General features: G+C 61.6%; 16 protein-coding genes. 7 read left to right on the plus strand and 9 right to left on the minus strand.

Going from position 1 to position 17,023, the window contains the following annotated elements; genetic code table 11:
* From BLU85_RS09350 to gloB, 7 genes are all read right to left on the minus strand, one after another.
* Complete coding sequence (locus BLU85_RS09350; protein ID WP_092198154.1) at nucleotides 1-1,611, minus strand: ABC transporter ATP-binding protein; 1,611 nt, start codon at nucleotides 1,609-1,611, stop codon at nucleotides 1-3.
* Between the two features lies 1 nt (nucleotide 1,612).
* Nucleotides 1,613-2,632 carry an ABC transporter permease gene (locus tag BLU85_RS09355; protein WP_092198157.1) on the minus strand — a complete coding sequence of 340 codons (1,020 nt, stop codon included), beginning with the start codon at nucleotides 2,630-2,632 and terminating at the stop codon, nucleotides 1,613-1,615.
* Between the two features lies 1 nt (nucleotide 2,633).
* Entirely contained in the window at nucleotides 2,634-3,707 is a 1,074-nt protein-coding gene (locus BLU85_RS09360; RefSeq protein ID WP_092198160.1) for a microcin C ABC transporter permease YejB, read from the minus strand.
* 4 nt (nucleotides 3,708-3,711) lie between these two features.
* On the minus strand, nucleotides 3,712-5,565 hold the full coding sequence (locus BLU85_RS09365) for an extracellular solute-binding protein (RefSeq protein ID WP_092198163.1): 1,854 nt from the start codon (nucleotides 5,563-5,565) through the stop codon (nucleotides 3,712-3,714).
* A complete protein-coding gene (locus tag BLU85_RS09370; RefSeq protein WP_092198166.1) occupies nucleotides 5,562-7,394 on the minus strand; it encodes an extracellular solute-binding protein in 1,833 nt (610 codons plus the stop codon). The genes BLU85_RS09365 and BLU85_RS09370 overlap by 4 nt, the downstream gene beginning before the upstream one ends.
* Before the next feature lie 217 nt (nucleotides 7,395-7,611).
* On the minus strand, nucleotides 7,612-9,060 hold the full coding sequence (locus tag BLU85_RS09375) for a transglycosylase SLT domain-containing protein (RefSeq protein ID WP_092198169.1): 1,449 nt from the start codon (nucleotides 9,058-9,060) through the stop codon (nucleotides 7,612-7,614).
* A 99-nt stretch (nucleotides 9,061-9,159) separates the two neighbouring features.
* Nucleotides 9,160-9,927: a hydroxyacylglutathione hydrolase gene (gloB, locus tag BLU85_RS09380; RefSeq protein ID WP_092198556.1), complete on the minus strand. Its 768-nt coding sequence runs from the start codon at nucleotides 9,925-9,927 to the stop codon at nucleotides 9,160-9,162.
* A 65-nt stretch (nucleotides 9,928-9,992) separates the two neighbouring features.
* Here gloB and BLU85_RS09385 point away from each other — a divergent pair, with 65 nt between their 5' ends.
* From BLU85_RS09385 to BLU85_RS09400, 4 genes are all read left to right on the plus strand, one after another.
* Entirely contained in the window at nucleotides 9,993-10,751 is a 759-nt protein-coding gene (locus tag BLU85_RS09385) for a class I SAM-dependent methyltransferase (protein WP_053119806.1), read from the plus strand.
* Between the two features lie 89 nt (nucleotides 10,752-10,840).
* Nucleotides 10,841-11,293: a ribonuclease HI gene (rnhA, locus tag BLU85_RS09390; RefSeq protein WP_030142629.1), complete on the plus strand. Its 453-nt coding sequence runs from the start codon at nucleotides 10,841-10,843 to the stop codon at nucleotides 11,291-11,293.
* 175 nt (nucleotides 11,294-11,468) lie between these two features.
* Complete coding sequence (dnaQ, locus tag BLU85_RS09395; protein ID WP_092198172.1) at nucleotides 11,469-12,230, plus strand: DNA polymerase III subunit epsilon; 762 nt, start codon at nucleotides 11,469-11,471, stop codon at nucleotides 12,228-12,230.
* Nucleotides 12,231-12,494: 264 nt separating this feature from the next.
* Entirely contained in the window at nucleotides 12,495-13,109 is a 615-nt protein-coding gene (locus tag BLU85_RS09400; RefSeq protein WP_092198175.1) for a GNAT family N-acetyltransferase, read from the plus strand.
* Here BLU85_RS09400 and BLU85_RS09405 read toward each other — a convergent pair.
* Together BLU85_RS09405 and BLU85_RS09410 are read right to left on the minus strand one after the other, a co-directional pair.
* Entirely contained in the window at nucleotides 13,075-13,968 is an 894-nt protein-coding gene (locus BLU85_RS09405; protein ID WP_092198178.1) for a LysR family transcriptional regulator, read from the minus strand. The two genes, BLU85_RS09400 and BLU85_RS09405, sit on opposite strands and share 35 nt — an antisense overlap.
* An 86-nt stretch (nucleotides 13,969-14,054) precedes the next feature.
* Entirely contained in the window at nucleotides 14,055-14,318 is a 264-nt protein-coding gene (locus tag BLU85_RS09410; RefSeq protein WP_092198181.1) for a hypothetical protein, read from the minus strand.
* Between the two features lie 185 nt (nucleotides 14,319-14,503).
* Here BLU85_RS09410 and BLU85_RS09415 point away from each other — a divergent pair, with 185 nt between their 5' ends.
* The 3 genes from BLU85_RS09415 (at nucleotide 14,504) to BLU85_RS09425 (ending at nucleotide 16,990) form a co-directional block, all read left to right on the plus strand.
* A complete protein-coding gene (locus BLU85_RS09415) occupies nucleotides 14,504-15,061 on the plus strand; it encodes an NADPH-dependent FMN reductase (protein WP_092198184.1) in 558 nt (185 codons plus the stop codon).
* Nucleotides 15,062-15,319: 258 nt separating this feature from the next.
* Nucleotides 15,320-15,670 carry a metalloregulator ArsR/SmtB family transcription factor gene (locus BLU85_RS09420; RefSeq protein WP_092198187.1) on the plus strand — a complete coding sequence of 117 codons (351 nt, stop codon included), beginning with the start codon at nucleotides 15,320-15,322 and terminating at the stop codon, nucleotides 15,668-15,670.
* 36 nt (nucleotides 15,671-15,706) lie between these two features.
* Complete coding sequence (locus BLU85_RS09425; protein WP_092198190.1) at nucleotides 15,707-16,990, plus strand: arsenic transporter; 1,284 nt, start codon at nucleotides 15,707-15,709, stop codon at nucleotides 16,988-16,990.
* Nucleotides 16,991-17,023: the final 33 nt, after the last annotated feature.

Raw genomic sequence — 17,023 nt, forward strand, 5'->3', positions numbered from 1 at the left:
TTATTCGGCAGTTGTTGGGGCCAGGAAGGCGGCCTCCAGCAACTGCTGTGTATAGGGGTGTTGCGGCGCGGCGAATATGCTGCGGGCATCACCTTGTTCGACCACTTGGCCATGCTTGACCACCATCAATTGGTGGCTCAGCGCTTTGACGACAGCCAGGTCATGGCTGATAAACAGGTACGTCAGGTTGTACTTGGTTTGCAACGACCGCAACAGCTCTACCACTTGGCGTTGCACGGTACGGTCCAGGGCCGACGTTGGTTCATCCAGCAGAATCAACGCCGGCTTGAGCACCAGGGCCCGGGCAATGGCGATACGCTGCCGTTGCCCTCCGGAAAATTCATGGGGGTAGCGGTTCCGGGTTTCCGGGTCCAGGCCTACCTCCTTCAATGCCGCGATTATCGCTTGTTCCTGTTCGGCCGCGGTGCCGATCTTGTGGATCCGCAGGCCTTCGCCGACGATCTGGCTGACACACATCCGTGGGCTCAGGCTGCCGAACGGGTCCTGAAACACCACTTGCATCTCCCGGCGCAGTGGCCGGACCTGTTGCTGCGTCAGGCTGTCCAGCGACTTGCCTTCGAAGCGGATCCCGCCCTGGCTGCCGATCAACCGCAGGATTGCCAGCCCCAGGGTGGATTTGCCGGAACCGCTTTCGCCGACGATACCCAGGGTCTGGCCCTGGGGCAGGCTGAAGCGGATGCCGTCCACGGCCTTGATGTAGTCCACCGTGCGTTTGAACAGGCCTTTCTTGATCGGGAACCAGACTTTCAGGTCCTCGACCTGCAACAGCGGCGGGCCGACGACGTTGTTCGCCGGGGTGCCACTGGGCTCGGCGCCCAGCAGTTCCCGAGTGTACGGATGCTGCGGCGTGCGGAACAACTCTTCGCACGATGCCTGTTCGACGATGCAACCGCGCTGCATGACACATACGCGATGCGCAATTCTTCGCACCAGGTTCAAATCGTGACTGATCAGCAGCAACGACATCCCCAATCGCGCCTGCAACTCCTTGAGCAATTGCAGGATTTTCAACTGGACGGTGACGTCCAGGGCGGTGGTCGGCTCGTCGGCGATCAGCAGTTCCGGCTCGTTGGCCAGGGCCATGGCGATCATCACTCGCTGGCGCTGGCCGCCGGACAACTCGTGAGGCAGGGCCTTGAGGCGCTTGTGGGGCTCGGGAATGCCGACCAGCTCCAGCAACTCCAGGGTCCGCCGGGTCGCGACCTTGCCGGTCAGGCCCTTGTGGATGCCAAGCACTTCATTGATCTGTTTTTCAATGCAGTGCAGCGGGTTGAGGGAGGTCATCGGCTCCTGGAAAATCATCGCGATCCGGTTGCCGCGGATATGGCGGATGGTCTTTTCCTTCAATCCCAGCAAATCCTGGTTGGCGTACTGAATGGTCCCGGTGGGGTGATGGGCCAGCGGGTAGGGCAGCAAGCGCAGGATCGAGTGGGCGGTGACCGACTTACCCGAGCCGCTTTCACCCACCAGGGCCAGGGTTTCGCCGCGCTTGATGTCGAAGCTGACGCCCTCGACCACGCGCTGGCGGCGTTCACCGACAATGAACTCCACCGCCAGGTCGCGCACTTCGATCAGATTGTCCTTGTTCATATCACTTCCTCGGATCGAAGGCATCGCGAGCGGACTCGCCGATGAACACCAACAGGCTCAGCATCACGGCCAGCACGGCGAACGCACTGATGCCCAGCCACGGCGCCTGGAGGTTGGATTTGCCCTGGGCCACCAGTTCGCCCAGGGACGGCGCCCCCGGCGGCAGGCCAAAGCCGAGGAAATCCAGGGCGGTGAGGGTGCCGATGGCGCCGGTGAGGATGAACGGCATGAAGGTCATGGTCGACACCATGGCGTTGGGCAGGATGTGCCGGAACATGATCGCGCCGTTCTGCATGCCCAGCGCCCGCGCGGCGCGCACGTATTCGAGGTTGCGCCCGCGCAGGAACTCGGCGCGGACCACGTCCACCAGGCTCATCCAGGAAAACAGCAGCATGATGCCCAGCAGCCACCAGAAGTTCGGCTGTACGAAGCTGGCGAGGATGATCAGCAGGTACAGCACCGGCAGCCCGGACCAGATCTCCAGGAAACGTTGGCCGGCCAGGTCGACCCAGCCGCCATAGAAGCCCTGCAAGGCGCCGGCGACCACGCCGATGATCGAGCTGAGCAGTGTCAGGGTCAGGGCGAACAACACCGAGATACGGAAGCCGTAGATCACCCGGGCCAAAACATCGCGCCCCTGATCATCGGTGCCCAGCCAATTCACGGAAGAGGGCGGTGCCGGGGCCGGGACCTTCAGGTCGTAGTTGATGCTCTGGTAGCTGAACGGAATCGGTGCCCACAGCACCCAGGCGTCCTTGGCCGCCAGCAGTTCCCGGATGTACGGGCTCTTGTAGTTGGCTTCCAGGGGGAACTCGCCGCCGAACGTGGTTTCCGGGTAGCGCTTGAGGGCCGGGAAGTACCAGCCGTTGTCGTAATGCACCACCAGCGGCTTGTCGTTGGCGATCAACTCGGCACCCAGGCTCAGCCCGAACAGGATCAGGAACAACCACAGCGACCACCAGCCACGCTTGTTGGCCTTGAACAGTTCGAAACGACGGCGATTGAGAGGGGACAGGTTCATCTCAATGCTCCCGGCTTTCGAAGTCGATGCGCGGATCGACAAAGGTGTAGGTCAGATCGCCGATCAGTTTCACCACCAGCCCCAGCAAGGTGAAGATGAACAGGGTGCCGAACACCACCGGGTAATCGCGGTTGATGGCCGCTTCGAAACTCATCAGGCCCAGGCCGTCGAGGGAAAAGATCACTTCCACCAGCAAGGAACCGGTGAAGAAGATCCCGATGAATGCCGAGGGGAAGCCGGCGATCACCAGCAGCATGGCGTTGCGGAAGACATGGCCGTAGAGGACCCGATGGCGGGTCAGGCCCTTGGCCTTGGCGGTGACCACGTATTGCTTGTTGATTTCGTCGAGGAAGCTGTTTTTGGTCAGCAGGGTCATGGTGGCGAAGTTGCCGATCACCAGGGCGGTCACGGGCAAGGCCAGGTGCCAGAAGTAATCGAGGATCTTGCCGCCCATGCTCAATTCGTCGAAGTTGTTGGAAGTCAGCCCGCGCAACGGGAACCAGTCGAAATAACTGCCGCCGGCGAACACCACGATCAGCAGGATGGCGAACAGGAACGACGGGATCGCGTAGCCGACGATGATCGCCGAACTGGTCCACACATCGAAATGGCTGCCATGCCGCGTGGCCTTGGCGATCCCCAGCGGGATCGACACCAGGTACATGATCAGTGTGCTCCACAGCCCGAGGGAGATGGACACCGGCATCTTTTCCTTGATCAGGTCGATGACCTTGGCATCGCGGAAGAAGCTGTCGCCGAAGTCCAGGTGGGCATAGTTCTTGATCATGATCCACAGGCGTTCGGGGGCCGACTTGTCGAAGCCGTACATGCGTTCGATTTCCTTGACCAGTCCTGGGTCCAGGCCCTGGGCCCCGCGGTAGGAGGAGCCGGCCACCGACACTTCGGCACCGCCGCCGGCAATGCGGCTGGTGGCGCCCTCGAACCCTTCGAGCTTGGCGATCATCTGTTCCACCGGCCCGCCGGGCGCGGCCTGGATGATGACGAAGTTGATCAGCAGAATGCCGAACAGGGTCGGGATGATCAGCAGCAGTCGCCGAAAAATGTAAGCCAGCATCTTGTTACTCCACGCTCGCAGGGGCGGCGATTTGCTGCTCGATGACCTGCTTCTCTACTTCATCGGCCGGCTTGACCTCCGGCTTGACCCACCAGGTGGTGGTGCCGATGTCATAGGTTGGGGTGATTTTCGGATGGCCGATGTGGTTCCAGTAGGCCACGCGCCAGGTCTTGATGTGCCAGTTGGGAATCACGTAGTAGCCCCATTGCAAGACCCGGTCCAATGCCCGGGCGTGAGCCACCAGGCTCTTGCGCGAGTCGGCATTGATCAGTTGCTCCACCAGTTGGTCCACGGCCGGGTCCTTCAGGCCCATGGTGTTGCGGCTGCCGGGCTTGTCGGCGGCGGCGGACATCCAGAACTCACGCTGTTCGTTACCCGGCGAGCTGGATTGCGGGAAGCTGCCCACCACCAGGTCGAAGTCCCGGGAGCGCACGCGGTTGATGTACTGGGACACGTCCACCCGGCGGATCACCAGGTCGATGCCCAGGTCGCTCAGGTTGCGCTTGAAGGGCAGCAGTATCCGCTCGAACTCGGTCTGGGCCAGCAGGAACTCCAGCACCACCGGTTTGCCTTGGGCGTCGACCATCTTGTCGTCGACGATGCGCCAGCCGGCTTCTTGCAGCAATTGGTAGGCCTTGCGCTGCTGGTCGCGGATCATGCCGCTGCCATCGCACATCGAAGGCTGGAAGGACTCGTTGAAGACCTGCTCGGGAATCTGGCCGCGCAAGGGCTCGAGAATCTTCAGTTCGTCTTCGCCGGGCAGGCCGGTGGCGGCCATTTCCGAATTCTCGAAATAGCTGCGGGTGCGGGCGTAGGCGCCGTTGAACAGTTGCTTGTTGGTCCACTCGAAATCCAGCAGCAGGCTCAAGGCCTTGCGTACTCGCACATCCTGGAAGACCGGCCGGCGCAGGTTGTAGACAAAGCCCTGCATGCCGGTGGGGTTGCCGTTGGGGATCTGTTCCTTGATCAGCCGGCCTTCGGTCACGGCCGGGATGTTGTAGGCATTGGCCCAGTTCTTGGCGGTCATTTCCAGCCAGTAATCGAACTGCCCGGCTTTCAACGCCTCGACCGCGACGGTGTTGTCGCGGTAGTAGTCGGTGACCAGCACGTCGAAGTTGTAGAACCCGCGATTGACCGGCAGGTCCTTGCCCCAGTAGTCCTTCACCCGCTCATAGCGGATCGAGCGGCCGGCCTTCACTTCGGCGACCTTGTAGGGGCCGCTGCCCAGGGGGATCTCCAGGTTGCCCTTGTTGAAGTCGCGCTCGGCCCACCAGTGCTTCGGCAATACCGGCAATTGGCCCAGGATCAACGGCAGCTCGCGGTTATGGGTGTGCTTGAACTTGAACAGGACCTTGAGCGGATCTTCGGCGATGACTTCGGCGACGTCGTTGTAGTAGCCGCGGAACATCGGTGCGCCGTCCTTGGTCAGGGTCTGGAAGCTGAAGACCACGTCTTCCGCCCGTACCGGATGGCCATCGTTGAAACGGGCTTCGGGGCGCAGGTAGAAGCGCACCCAGGCATTGTCCGGGGCTTTCTCGATTTTTTCGGCGATCAGGCCATATTCGGTGAAGGGTTCGTCCAGGCCCTGCTTGGCCAAGGTGTCGTAGATCAGGCCAATGTCATCGGCTGGCACGCCTTTGCTGATGAACGGGTTGAGGCTGTCGAACCCTCCAAAGCCGCCCTGGCGGAAGATGCCGCCCTTGGGCGCGTCCGGGTTGACGTAGTCGAAGTGCTGGAAGTTGGCCGGGTATTTCGGCGGCTCGTTGTACAAGGTCACGGCATGCTGCGGCGCGGCGCAGGCCAGCCCGGCGAATAACAGGCTGCTGGCCTGCAGGAGCAGGGCACGTAAAGGCTTCATTGATCTTTCTCCGAAGATTTCAGCCACCAGGCGCTCAGGCCCAGGGTATAGGGCGGCGTGGTGACGAAGGCGAACCGGTTGCGGTACGCCAGGCGATGATAGTTGAGATACCAGTTGGGAATGCAGTAATGCTGCCACAGCAGTACGCGATCCAGGGCCTTGCCGGCGGCGACCTGTTCATCGCGGGTCTGGGCGGCGAGCAGTTTTTCCAGCAGATGGTCGACCACCGGGTTGGCGATCCCGGCGTAGTTCTTGCTGCCCTTGACCCCGACCTGGCTGGAGTGAAAGTACTGCCATTGCTCGAGGCCCGGGCTGAGGGTCTGGTTCAAGGTCAGCAGGATCATGTCGAAGTCGAACTGGTCCAGGCGCTGTTTGTATTGGGCGCGGTCCACCGTGCGCAGCCGGGCTTGGACACCGATGCTGGCAAGGTTTTCGACGTAGGGTTGCAGGATACGCTCCAGGTTCGGGTTCACCAGCAGGATTTCGAAGCTCAGGGGCTGGTGGTCAGCGTTCAGCAGGCGTTGGCCGTTGAGATTCCAGCCGGCTTCCTTCAAGAGTCCCAATGCCTTGCGCAGGGTTTCCCGGGGAATGCCGCGCCCGTCGGTCTTGGGCAAGCTGAAGGGTTCGGTGAGCAGTTTGGGTGGCAATTGATCCCGGTACGGCTTGAGCAGCAGCCATTCATGACCCACCGGCAGGCCGGTGGCGGAGAATTCGCTGTTGGGGTAATAGCTGAGGGTGCGCTTGTAGGCGCCGCTGAACAGGGTGCGGTTGGTCCACTCGAAATCGAACATCAGCCCCAGGGCTTCGCGCACCTTGACGTCGGCGAATGTGCCGCGCCGGGTGTTCATGAACAGGCCCTGGGTCTGGGTCGGGATCTGGTGGGGTATCTGCGCCTTGATCACATCGCCCCGGTTGACTGCCGGAAAGTCGTAGCCGTTGGCCCAGTTCTTGGCCTGGTGTTCGATGTAGATGTCGAACTCGCCGGCCTTGAAGGCTTCGAAGGCGACTTCGCTGTCACGATAGAACTCCACGTCCATGCGGTCGTAGTTGTATTTGCCGCGATTGACCGGCAGGTCCTTGCCCCAGTAGTCCTTGACCCGTTCGAACACCAGTTGGCGGCCTGGCTGCACTTTGGTGATGCGATATGGCCCGCTGCCCAGGGGCGGTTCGAAGGTCGTCGCCTTGAAGTCGCGGCCTTTCCAGTAATGTTGGGGCAACACCGGCAGCTCACCCAGGCGCAGGATCAGCAAGGGATTGCCCGCGCGCTTGAAGACGAAGCGGATTTTCAGCGGGTTGAGAATGTCGACCCGCAGCACTTCCTGCAGGTTGGTGCGGTATTGCGGGTGGCCATCCTTGAGCAGGGTCCTGTAGGAGAATGCCACGTCATAGGCGGTGATGGGCACACCATCGTGGAAGCGCGCTTCGGGTCGCAGGTTGAAGACTACCCAGCTGCGGTCTTCGCTGTACTCCACCGATTGGGCGATCAGGCCATAGCTCGACGTCGGTTCATCGCCGGACGGTGCGTATTGGCCAGTACCGACCATCAGCGGTTCGTTCAGCTCATTGATGCCGTATTGCAGGAAATTGGGCGTGGAAACCGGGCTGCTGCCCTTGAACGTGTAGGGGTTGAGCGTATCGAAGGTGCCGAATGCCATGACCCGCAAGACTCCGCCCTTGGGCGCTTGCGGGTTGACCCAGTCGAAGTGGGTGAATCTGGCCGGGTACTTGAGCGTGCCGAACTGCGCATAGCCATGGCTTTCGCTGATGGTTGCGCTGGCGGGAGAGCTCAAGGCCAGGCTGATCAGGAACAGGAGGAGGGGACGTATCAAGTCGGAGATCCGATCCAGGCGGCTTGGGCTTTTATGGCCTGTACAGTAACAGCTTGTATCGGCAGGAAAAAGGCGGGGGCTGTAGGAGCGGTGTAGGAGCTGTCGAGTGCAACGAGGCTGCGATCTTTCCCCGGACACTTGAGTCCCAAGCGAAAGATCAAAAGATCGCAGGCTTCACCAGCACCTACACACAGCCCAGCGGGAGCCCCCGGTCATGTCAGTGCGGGGAGTACACCGTCAGCATCTGCCCAGGCTTGAGTGCCTTGCCCATCCGTGGATTCCAGCGCTTGAGGTGCTGCATTTCCACGTTGAAGCGCTTGGCGACGACGTACAACGAATCGCCCTGCTTGACCTTGTATTGGGTCTGCTTCTTCTGGTCCTTGCTGTTGGCGGCTACCACGGTGTTGATGCGCTTGCCGGTGGCCTTGCTGGCCTTGGCGTCCTGCATCACCAGGGTCTGGCCGACCTTGAGTTTGTTGCCGCTGAGCTTGTTCCAGCGTTGCAGGTCCTTGGTCTGGACGTTGTTGGCCTTGGCGATCTGGGCCAGGTTTTCGCCGCGCTTGACGCGGTAGGTGCGCCTGGCACCTTCCACTTCGCTGTCGTCGGCTGATTCGAAAACCGGCTTGAGGGCGCGCTGGCTGATCAACTCTTCCGGACGCATGGTCGACAGGCTGGCGGTCAGCAACTGCGCCTTGGAGGTGGGGACCAGTAAATGCTGGGGGCCGTCGATGGTGGTGCGCTGCTTGAAGGCCGGATTGAGCTGGAACAGCTCGTCTTCGTCGATATTGGCCACCGCCGCGACCTTGGACAGGTCCATGCGCTGGTTGATCTCGACGACTTGGAAATAGGGTTCGTTGGCGATCGGGTTGAGGTTCACGCCATAGGCGTCGGGCGCGAGCACCACCTGGGACAGCGCCAGCAACTTCGGCACATAGGCCTGGGTCTCGCTGGGCAGCGGCAGGTTCCAGTAGTCGGTGGGCAGGCCAAGCTTCTCGTTGCGCTCGATGGCGCGGCTGACGGTGCCCTCACCGGCGTTGTAGGCCGCCAGCGCCAGCAACCAGTCGCCGTTGAACATGTCATGCAGGCGCGTCAGGTAGTCCATGGCGGCCGTGGTGGAGGCGGTGATGTCGCGTCGCCCGTCATAGAAGCGGGTCTGGCGCAGGTTGAAGTAACGCCCCGTGGACGGGATGAATTGCCACAGCCCCACTGCGTTGGCCCGGGAATAGGCCATGGGGTTGTAGGCGCTCTCGATCACCGGCAGCAGCGCCAGTTCCAGCGGCATGTTGCGTTCTTCAAGGCGTTCGACGATGTAATGGATGTACAGGCTGCCGCGCTCACCGGCGTTTTCCAGGAAGGAAGGGTTGCTGGCGAACCACAGGCGCTGTTGCTCGATACGCGGGTTGACGCCGGCCGTTTCCTGCAGCTGGAAGCCCTGGCGCATGCGTTCCCAGATGTCCTGGGGCACTTGGGGGCTGGGTTTCTCGGTGAGCCATACCGGCTTCTGTTTGGCGCGAGCGGCGATATTCGGGGTGTGCGCCGCGTCGGTCTGCGGCAGCTGGCTCGTGCTCTGGCAGCCCGCCAGGGTGGCGGACACAGCCACCGCGATGGCTTGAGCCAAGCGGGTCAATGTGTCTGACTGGACGGACCTGCGTATGGATGACGACATTGGCTGGAAGTAAGTTCCGGGCAAAAATGTCGGCCGATTCTAGGAAGCGCACCCCAACAGGTCAACCTTTCAGAATTTTTGTATCAATCGATAGCTGCCTTAGAACTTATCTTTCCAAGCCCTCAAGGCCGCAAAAACCTCACTCGGCGTCTGGTTTCGCTGGCCGTTCCGTTCGTCTGCTTTTTGTTTAACGGATGTTTCAGTCGTGCGCAGGAACGGGTTGGTGAGTTTTTCCAGGGCCAGGGTCGAGGGCAGCGTCATGATGCCTTCGTTGCGTTGGCGGGTGACTTTTTCCAGGCGGGCGGCGATGTCCGGGTTGCCCGGCTCCACGGCGGCAGCGAACTTCAGGTTGCTGAGGGTGTATTCATGAGTGCAGTAGACCAGCGTGTCTTCAGGCAAGGCGGCGAGGCGACCCAGGGAATGGTGCATCTGCGCGGGCGTGCCTTCGAAAAGTCGACCGCAACCGGCGGCGAACAGGGTGTCGCCACAAAAGAGCAGGCCATGGTGGTAGTAGGCGATGTGCCCCAGTGTATGGCCAGGCACCGCGTAGACATCGAAGTCCCAGCCGAGCACGTTGACCTGGTCGTTGTCATGCAGGGCCTGGTCCCGTGCCGGGATGTTTTCGCTGGCCGGGCCGTAGACGGTGGCGTTCGTCGCATTCTTCAGCGCCTGGACGCCGCCGACATGATCATGGTGATGGTGGGTGATCAGGATGTCGCTCAGGACCCAGCCCGGATGGGCGTCGAGCCAGGCCTGTACTGGCGCGGCATCACCCGGGTCGACCACGGCGCAGCGCTGGGTGGAGTGATCCTGTAACAACCAGATGTAGTTATCGGTGAACGCGGGCAGGGCACTGATCTGTATCATCGCGGAATTCGCCAAGCGGAAAACAAAGGCGCATCTTAGAACTTCCTGACGCGTTGGAGAATGCAATGACCGATGAAGCGTTCGCTCAGGCTGATCCTGACTGGCTGGCGTTGATCAGCGCCGCCCGTGAATGGCTGTCCGGCCCTGTCGGGCAATTTTTGCTGGAAGAGGAACGGCGCATGCTCGAAGACGAGTTGGGCCGGTTCTTTGGCGGCTATCTGGTGCACTACGGGCCTTCGGCGCAAACGCCGCCGTCGGCACCGCAGGTCCAGCGCAACGTACGCCTGGGGGCGCCGTTGCCCGGGGTGGAAATCGTCTGCGAGGAGCAGGCCTGGCCGCTGAGCGAACATGCCGCCGACGTGGTGGTCATGCAGCACGGCCTGGATTTCTGCCTGTCGCCCCACGGCTTGCTGCGTGAAGCCGCCAGCAGCGTACGCCCCGGCGGGCATCTGTTGATCATCGGTATCAACCCCTGGAGCACCTGGGGGTTGCGTCATGTGTTTGCCCACGACGCCTTGCGCCAGGCCCGCTGCATCTCGGCGTCGAGGGTCGGCGACTGGCTCAACCTGCTGGGCTTCGCGCTGGAGAAACGCCGCTTCGGGTGCTATCGTCCGCCGCTTGCGTCACCCAAGTGGCAGGCTCGCCTGGCCGGTTGGGAGCGCAAGGCCGGCGACTGGCAGCTGTCCGGCGGCGGTTTCTACCTGCTGGTGGCGCGCAAGATCGCGGTCGGGCTGCGCCCGGTGCGTCAGGCGCGACGCGAGCCGATGGGCAAGCTGATTCCCTTGCCAATGGCCAAGGTCAATCGTCGTCACATCGAGCCATAACCCTTTTTAGCAGGCCTGGCCGGCCTTTCGACGACAGGCATCAACCCGCCTGGTCGGCTGGTCTTTGCATTTTTTCTGGATAGATTGGCATGAGCGATAGCGTAGAACTCTTCACTGATGGCGCCTGCAAGGGCAACCCCGGCCCGGGCGGCTGGGGCGCGTTGCTGGTGTGCAAGGGCGTGGAGAAGGAACTCTGGGGCGGCGAAGCCAATACCACCAACAATCGCATGGAGCTGATGGGCGCCATCCGAGGCCTGGAAGAGCTCAAGCGGCCTTGCGATGTACTGCTGGTGACCGACTCGCAATACGTGATGAAAGGCATCAACGAGTGGATGGCCAACTGGAAGAAGCGCGGCTGGAAGACGGCGGCGAAGGAACCGGTGAAAAACGCCGACCTCTGGAAGCTGCTGGATGAGCAGGTCAACCGCCATAACGTCACCTGGAAATGGGTCCGTGGCCACATCGGCCACCACGGCAACGAACGGGCCGACCAGTTGGCCAACCGTGGGGTGGATGAGGTGCGGGGCTACAAGCAGGCCTGAAGGCCTCCCCCTGTAGGAGCTGCCGAGCGAAGCGAGGCTGCGATCTTGTCTCAGACAGTTGAGTCCAGAGAGAAGATGAAGATCAAAAGATCGCAGCCTTCGGCAGCTCCTACAAAATAGGGCGCGTGTTAATATCCGCGCTTTTGCAAGACTGCCCGTTGAGAGCTGAACACTGATGGCCAACAGATCTGTAGTACTGGATACCGAAACCACCGGCATGCCGGTGACCGATGGTCACCGGATTATTGAAATCGGTTGTGTCGAGCTGATCGGCCGGCGCCTGACCGGTCGCCATTTCCACGTTTACCTGCAACCGGACCGTGAAAGTGACGAGGGCGCTATCGGCGTCCACGGCATCACCAACGAATTCCTGGTGGGCAAGCCGCGTTTTGCCGAAGTGGCCGATGAGTTCTTCGAATTCATCCAGGGCGCGCAGTTGATCATCCACAACGCGGCGTTCGACGTGGGGTTCATCAACAACGAATTCGCCCTGATGGGGCAGCACGAGCGGGCCGACATCACCCAGCATTGCACCATCCTCGACACCCTGATGATGGCCCGGGAACGGCATCCGGGGCAGCGCAACAGCCTCGACGCCTTGTGCAAGCGCTACGGTGTCGACAACTCCGGCCGTGAACTGCACGGCGCCTTGCTCGACTCCGAGATCCTGGCCGACGTCTACCTGGCCATGACCGGCGGCCAGACCAGCCTGTCCCTGGCCGGCAACGCCTCGGACGGCAACGGTACCGGCGAAGGCTCCGGCAACCAGGCCACGGAAATTCGCCGTTTGCCCGCCGACCGCCAGCCATCGCGGATCATTCGCGCCAGCGAAAGCGACCTGGCCGAGCATGCCGCGCGTCTGGAAGCCATCGCCAAGTCCGCGGGTGCTCCGGCATTGTGGACACAGTTGGCCGAGGCACAGGCCGCCACGCACTGATGAAACCCTGTGGGAGCGAGCTTGCTCGCGATGGCGGCGGCACATCCAGCATTGATGGAGGCTGGACTACCGTCATCGCGAACAAGCTCGTTTGCGCAGGGACACCCATTGTTCATTTCTCGCCACAATCGCCACGACCTTCTACCCTGAGGTAACGGGCAGGCTACGGTACGGATCCCGCTTGATGTGTGATGATTTGAAAGACAAGGGCAATGGATGGCACCACGCCGTTGGGTGCTTCAAGGAATGAGGACCTTCCCCAGTATGCAACCGGTCATGAACCCCAAGCACCCCGGGCTGTCGGTGCGCATTGTCGATGATGGCTTTGCGGCCTACATCTGGGGCAGCGATTTCAGCTTTGAAGTCAGCGACTACGCGACGGCGCAGATCGGCCGTCCCGTCAGCCAATGGGCGGTGACGCCCATCGTTCCCTATCGCAAGTGCTATGGCATCGATCCCGAGGAGTTCAGCAGCTTCCGCGATGCCCCGGACAGCGAGATCTTCATGGCCTACCTCGATGACCAGCCCGTCGGGCACCTGGTGGTCAGTACCAACTGGAACGGCTATGCCCACATCGACGAGCTGGCGGTACACGCCCCGGCCCGTCGCCACGGGGTGGCCAAGGCGTTGCTCGATGTCGCCCAGTTCTGGAGCCGCAAGAAAAAACTGCCGGGCATCATGCTCGAGACCCAGAACAACAACCTGGGCGCCTGCCGGCTCTATGAGCGTTGCGGTTACGTGCTGGGTGGTATCGATCACCTGCGCTATCGCGGCATTGACCGGCATACCGCCGAAGTCGCGCTGTTCTGGTACCGGCTGTTCGACGACCCACTGGGCATGTCGATCAGTGGCTCAGCAACGCCTCGGCTTGTTCCGTAATTCGTTCCAGCAGCGATTGAAGGGCGGGTGAAGAGGGGGCGCCGTTGAGGCTCAAGGCATAGAGGCCAATCGCGATGGCGGGCGATACCGGGCAGACGTCGAGGCCGCCGTCCTTGGCGCCCGAGGCGGTGAACGGGTCGACGATGGCCAGGCCTTCGCCGGCCTCGACCATGGCGCGCATCATCTGATGGGTCTGGACGCGGAGCTGGATCATGGGCGCCGGACGCAGCGCCGCCAGTTTGTGCTCGAATGCAGGGCTCAGCGGGTCGTGGCCATCCAGGCCCACCAACGGCTGGCCCGCCAAGTCCTGAAGCGAAATATATTTTTGACGGGGTTGCAGCCAGCCGTGGGGCGCGAGCAATTGCAGTTTGCCCTGGGCGATCATCCGGCAATGGATGTCGGGATGTTCCGGGTCGTGCAGGCTCAGGCCCAAGTCACTTTCACGCAACAGCAGGCTGTGGACGATATCGCGGGTCGGTCGGCTGAGGAGGGTGCACGGCGCATCCGGATGGCGACGACGCAAGGCGGCGATGCTCTGGGGCAACAAGCGCTGGGCCAGCGGCGGCGTGCAGATAATGCGCAAGGGCGCTGCCTGATGGTGTTTCAGGCTGCTGGCCAGGCGCTGCACCGGTTCGAGGGTGTCGTACACCCGCGTGATACCGTCACGCAATTCAAGGGTTTCCCGGGTCGCCTGCAAACGACCGCGCACGCTGGCGAACAGCATGAAACCCAATTGGGCCTCGGCGTCGCGCAGTATCGCCTCGACCTCCGCCACCGGCAGTTGCAGCCATTCGGCCGCCGTGCCGAGGTGGCCGGTCTGCAGCAGCGCCTGGATCACTTCGATGTGGCGTAAACGCATGCAAGAAGTCCATGTTCGGCGGGTGAGCCATTGATTGGCTGAATCCTAACCCAAGTCCGGGCATGACTTCTGCTCATAACCAACGGTTATGAAGCTATTTGCGTTTCAGCGGGCGTTTGAGTGGACAGTGGCGTTTCCGGTTCGCGCGTCAATTCGATTTGAGATTGCACGAGAATAAATCTGCCATCGTCGAGCTTGTTGACTCGATCCCCGATAGCCAATTTATAGGTAGTGACAGGCTCCTTGCCATTTCCGTCGGGCGACGGGGTCGATTCCTGAAACTCATGCACCGAGTAGACGCGACCTTCGGCGTCCCGCGCATGAAATTGTCCGACAAGTACTGCTGCCATTGCTTAGAACCTCTGGAAATAAATCACTCGATTTGCGGTTCTGTAGACCCTGGTCAAGCGCGGTAAGTTTTCCTACATGAAAAAAATAGTCCAGCCGGCCGGTTTTTGTCGCTCCACTGGTCCAATTGTCACCCCGATCATCTATAACTACAGGCTCCTTTGAGCCGACAGTCGAGAAGCCTCTCATGAGTAATGTCTACACAGTGGCCGTTTTGGTGGGCAGCCTGCGCAAGGCATCGATCAACCGCAAGGTCGCGCTGGCACTGGCTGACCTGGCGCCAGCCAACCTCAAGCTGAATATCATCGAGATTGGCGAGTTGCCGCTCTACAACGAAGACATCGATGTGTCCCCTCCGGCAGCCTACAGCACTTTCCGCCAGCAGGTAGGCGGGGCCGATGCCTTGTTGTTCGTCACGCCGGAGTACAACCGTTCGGTGCCGGCGCCGTTGAAAAATGCCATCGATGTGGGGTCGCGTCCCTACGGCCAGAGTTGCCTGAGTGGCAAACCGGGCGCGGTGATCAGCGCTTCGCCGGGTGCCATTGGCGGTTTCGGCGCCAATCATCATTTGCGCCAGTCCCTGGTGTTCCTTGACGTGCCCTGCATGCAGCAGCCGGAAGGCTACCTGAGTAACGCCGGGACGGCGTTCGACGAGGCGGGCAACCTGTCGGAGTCCGTCAGGCCATTCTTGCAGAAATTCATCGATGCCTATGGCAAGTGGGTCGAGCAGCATAAGAAGGCTTGACGGCCACTGGAACTTCAAGCAAAGCACCTCTGTGGCGAGGGGATTTATCCCCGTTGGGCTGCGAAGCGGCCCCAAACCCAACACCCTGGTGTGCCAGACAATTTGAATGGGGGCGCTTCGCGCCCCAGCGGGAATAAATCCCCTCGCCACAAGTGCATGTACATCTGCAAACGCATCTGGCAAATCCAAATCCCCGCTTTACTGGATATTCGAATATCCATATATTCGCCATTCGCTCATCCCAGGCTTGCCCACGCCATGCCCGATTCCCCCAATCCCGTCGATGTCTTCAAGGCCCTGGCCGATGACACCCGTACGCGCATTGCGTTGCTGGTGGCCCGTGAAGGCGAGTTGTGTGTCTGTGAACTCACCGCCGCGCTGGGCCTGAGCCAGCCGAAGATCTCTCGGCACCTGGCGCAGTTGCGCAACGCTGGGCTGCTCAGCGACCGACGCCAAGGGCAGTGGGTTTATTACCGCCAGCACCCGCAGTTACCGGCCTGGGTCAGTATGATGCTGGAGCAGGCGTTGGCGGCCAGCTCCGCGTGGCTGACAGCGGACGTGCAGCGCTTGAACGCCATGCCTGATCGTCCGGTGGCGCGTTGCTGCTGAGTCCTTCTTTCCCTCCCTTTTTCAAGGCTGTTGCGCATGCTCATTGCGTCGTTGATTTTCCTGCTGACCATTACGTTGGTGATCTGGCAGCCCAAGGGGCTCGGTGTCGGTTGGAGCGCGACGCTCGGCGCGCTGCTGGCGTTGTTGAGCGGGGTGGTGCAGATCAGCGATATCCCGCTGGTCTGGCAGATCATCTGGAACGCCACCGGGACGTTCGTCGCGCTGATTATCATCAGCCTGCTGCTGGACGAGGCGGGGTTCTTCGCCTGGGCGGCCTTGCATGTGGCTCGCTGGGGCCGAGGCAGTGGGCGCAAGCTATTTGCCTTCATGGTGTTGCTGGGGGCGCTGGTGTCGGCGTTGTTTGCCAATGACGGGGCGGCGCTGATCCTGACCCCTATCGTGATTTCGATGCTGCTGGCACTGCGGTTTTCCCCGGCGGCGACCCTGGCGTTCGTGATGGGCGCCGGTTTCATTGCCGACAGCGCGAGCCTGCCGCTGGTGGTATCGAACCTGGTGAACATCGTCTCGGCGGACTTCTTCGGCATTGGTTTCAACCGCTACGCGGCGGTCATGGTGCCGGTGAACCTGGTGAGCGTGGCGGCCAGCCTGGCCATCCTGCTGTGGTTCTTTCGCCGCGACATTCCGCGCGACTATGACCCCGATCAACTGGACGATCCGGCGACAGCGATCCACGACAAGGCGACGTTCTATGCCGGCTGGGCGGTGCTGGTGATCCTGCTGCTGGGCTGTTTTGCCCTGGAGCCCCTGGGGATTCCCATCAGTGCGATCTCGGCGGTCTGTGCTGCGTTGCTGCTGGCGGTCGCGGCCCACGGCCACAAGATCTCCACCCGCAAGGCAATGAAGGAAGCGCCCTGGCAGATCGTGATCTTTTCCCTCGGCATGTACTTGGTGGTCTATGGCCTGCGCAACGCCGGGCTGACCGGTTACCTGGCCCATTGGCTCGACGGTTTCGCCGAATATGGCGTGTGGGGCGCGGCCATGGGCACCGGTGTGCTGACGGCGCTGCTCTCGTCGGCCATGAACAATTTGCCGACGGTGCTGATCGGCGCCTTGTCCATCGATGCCAGCCAGGCCACCGGGGCGGTGAAGGAGGCGATGATCTACGCCAACGTCATCGGCAGCGACCTGGGCCCGAAAATCACGCCGATTGGTAGCCTGGCGACGTTGCTGTGGCTGCATGTGCTGGCGCGCAAGAACATCCGGATCGGCTGGGGGTATTACTTCAAGGTCGGGATTGTGCTGACCGTGCCGGTGCTGCTGGTGACGTTGGCGGCGTTGGCTGTGCGGTTGTCCTTCTAGAACCGAGTTGGCTTCATCGCGAGCAAGCTCGCT

The organism is Pseudomonas sp. NFACC14, assembly GCF_900106885.1.
In the GTDB taxonomy this organism is placed as follows: Bacteria; Pseudomonadota; Gammaproteobacteria; order Pseudomonadales; family Pseudomonadaceae; genus Aquipseudomonas; species Aquipseudomonas fluorescens_AA.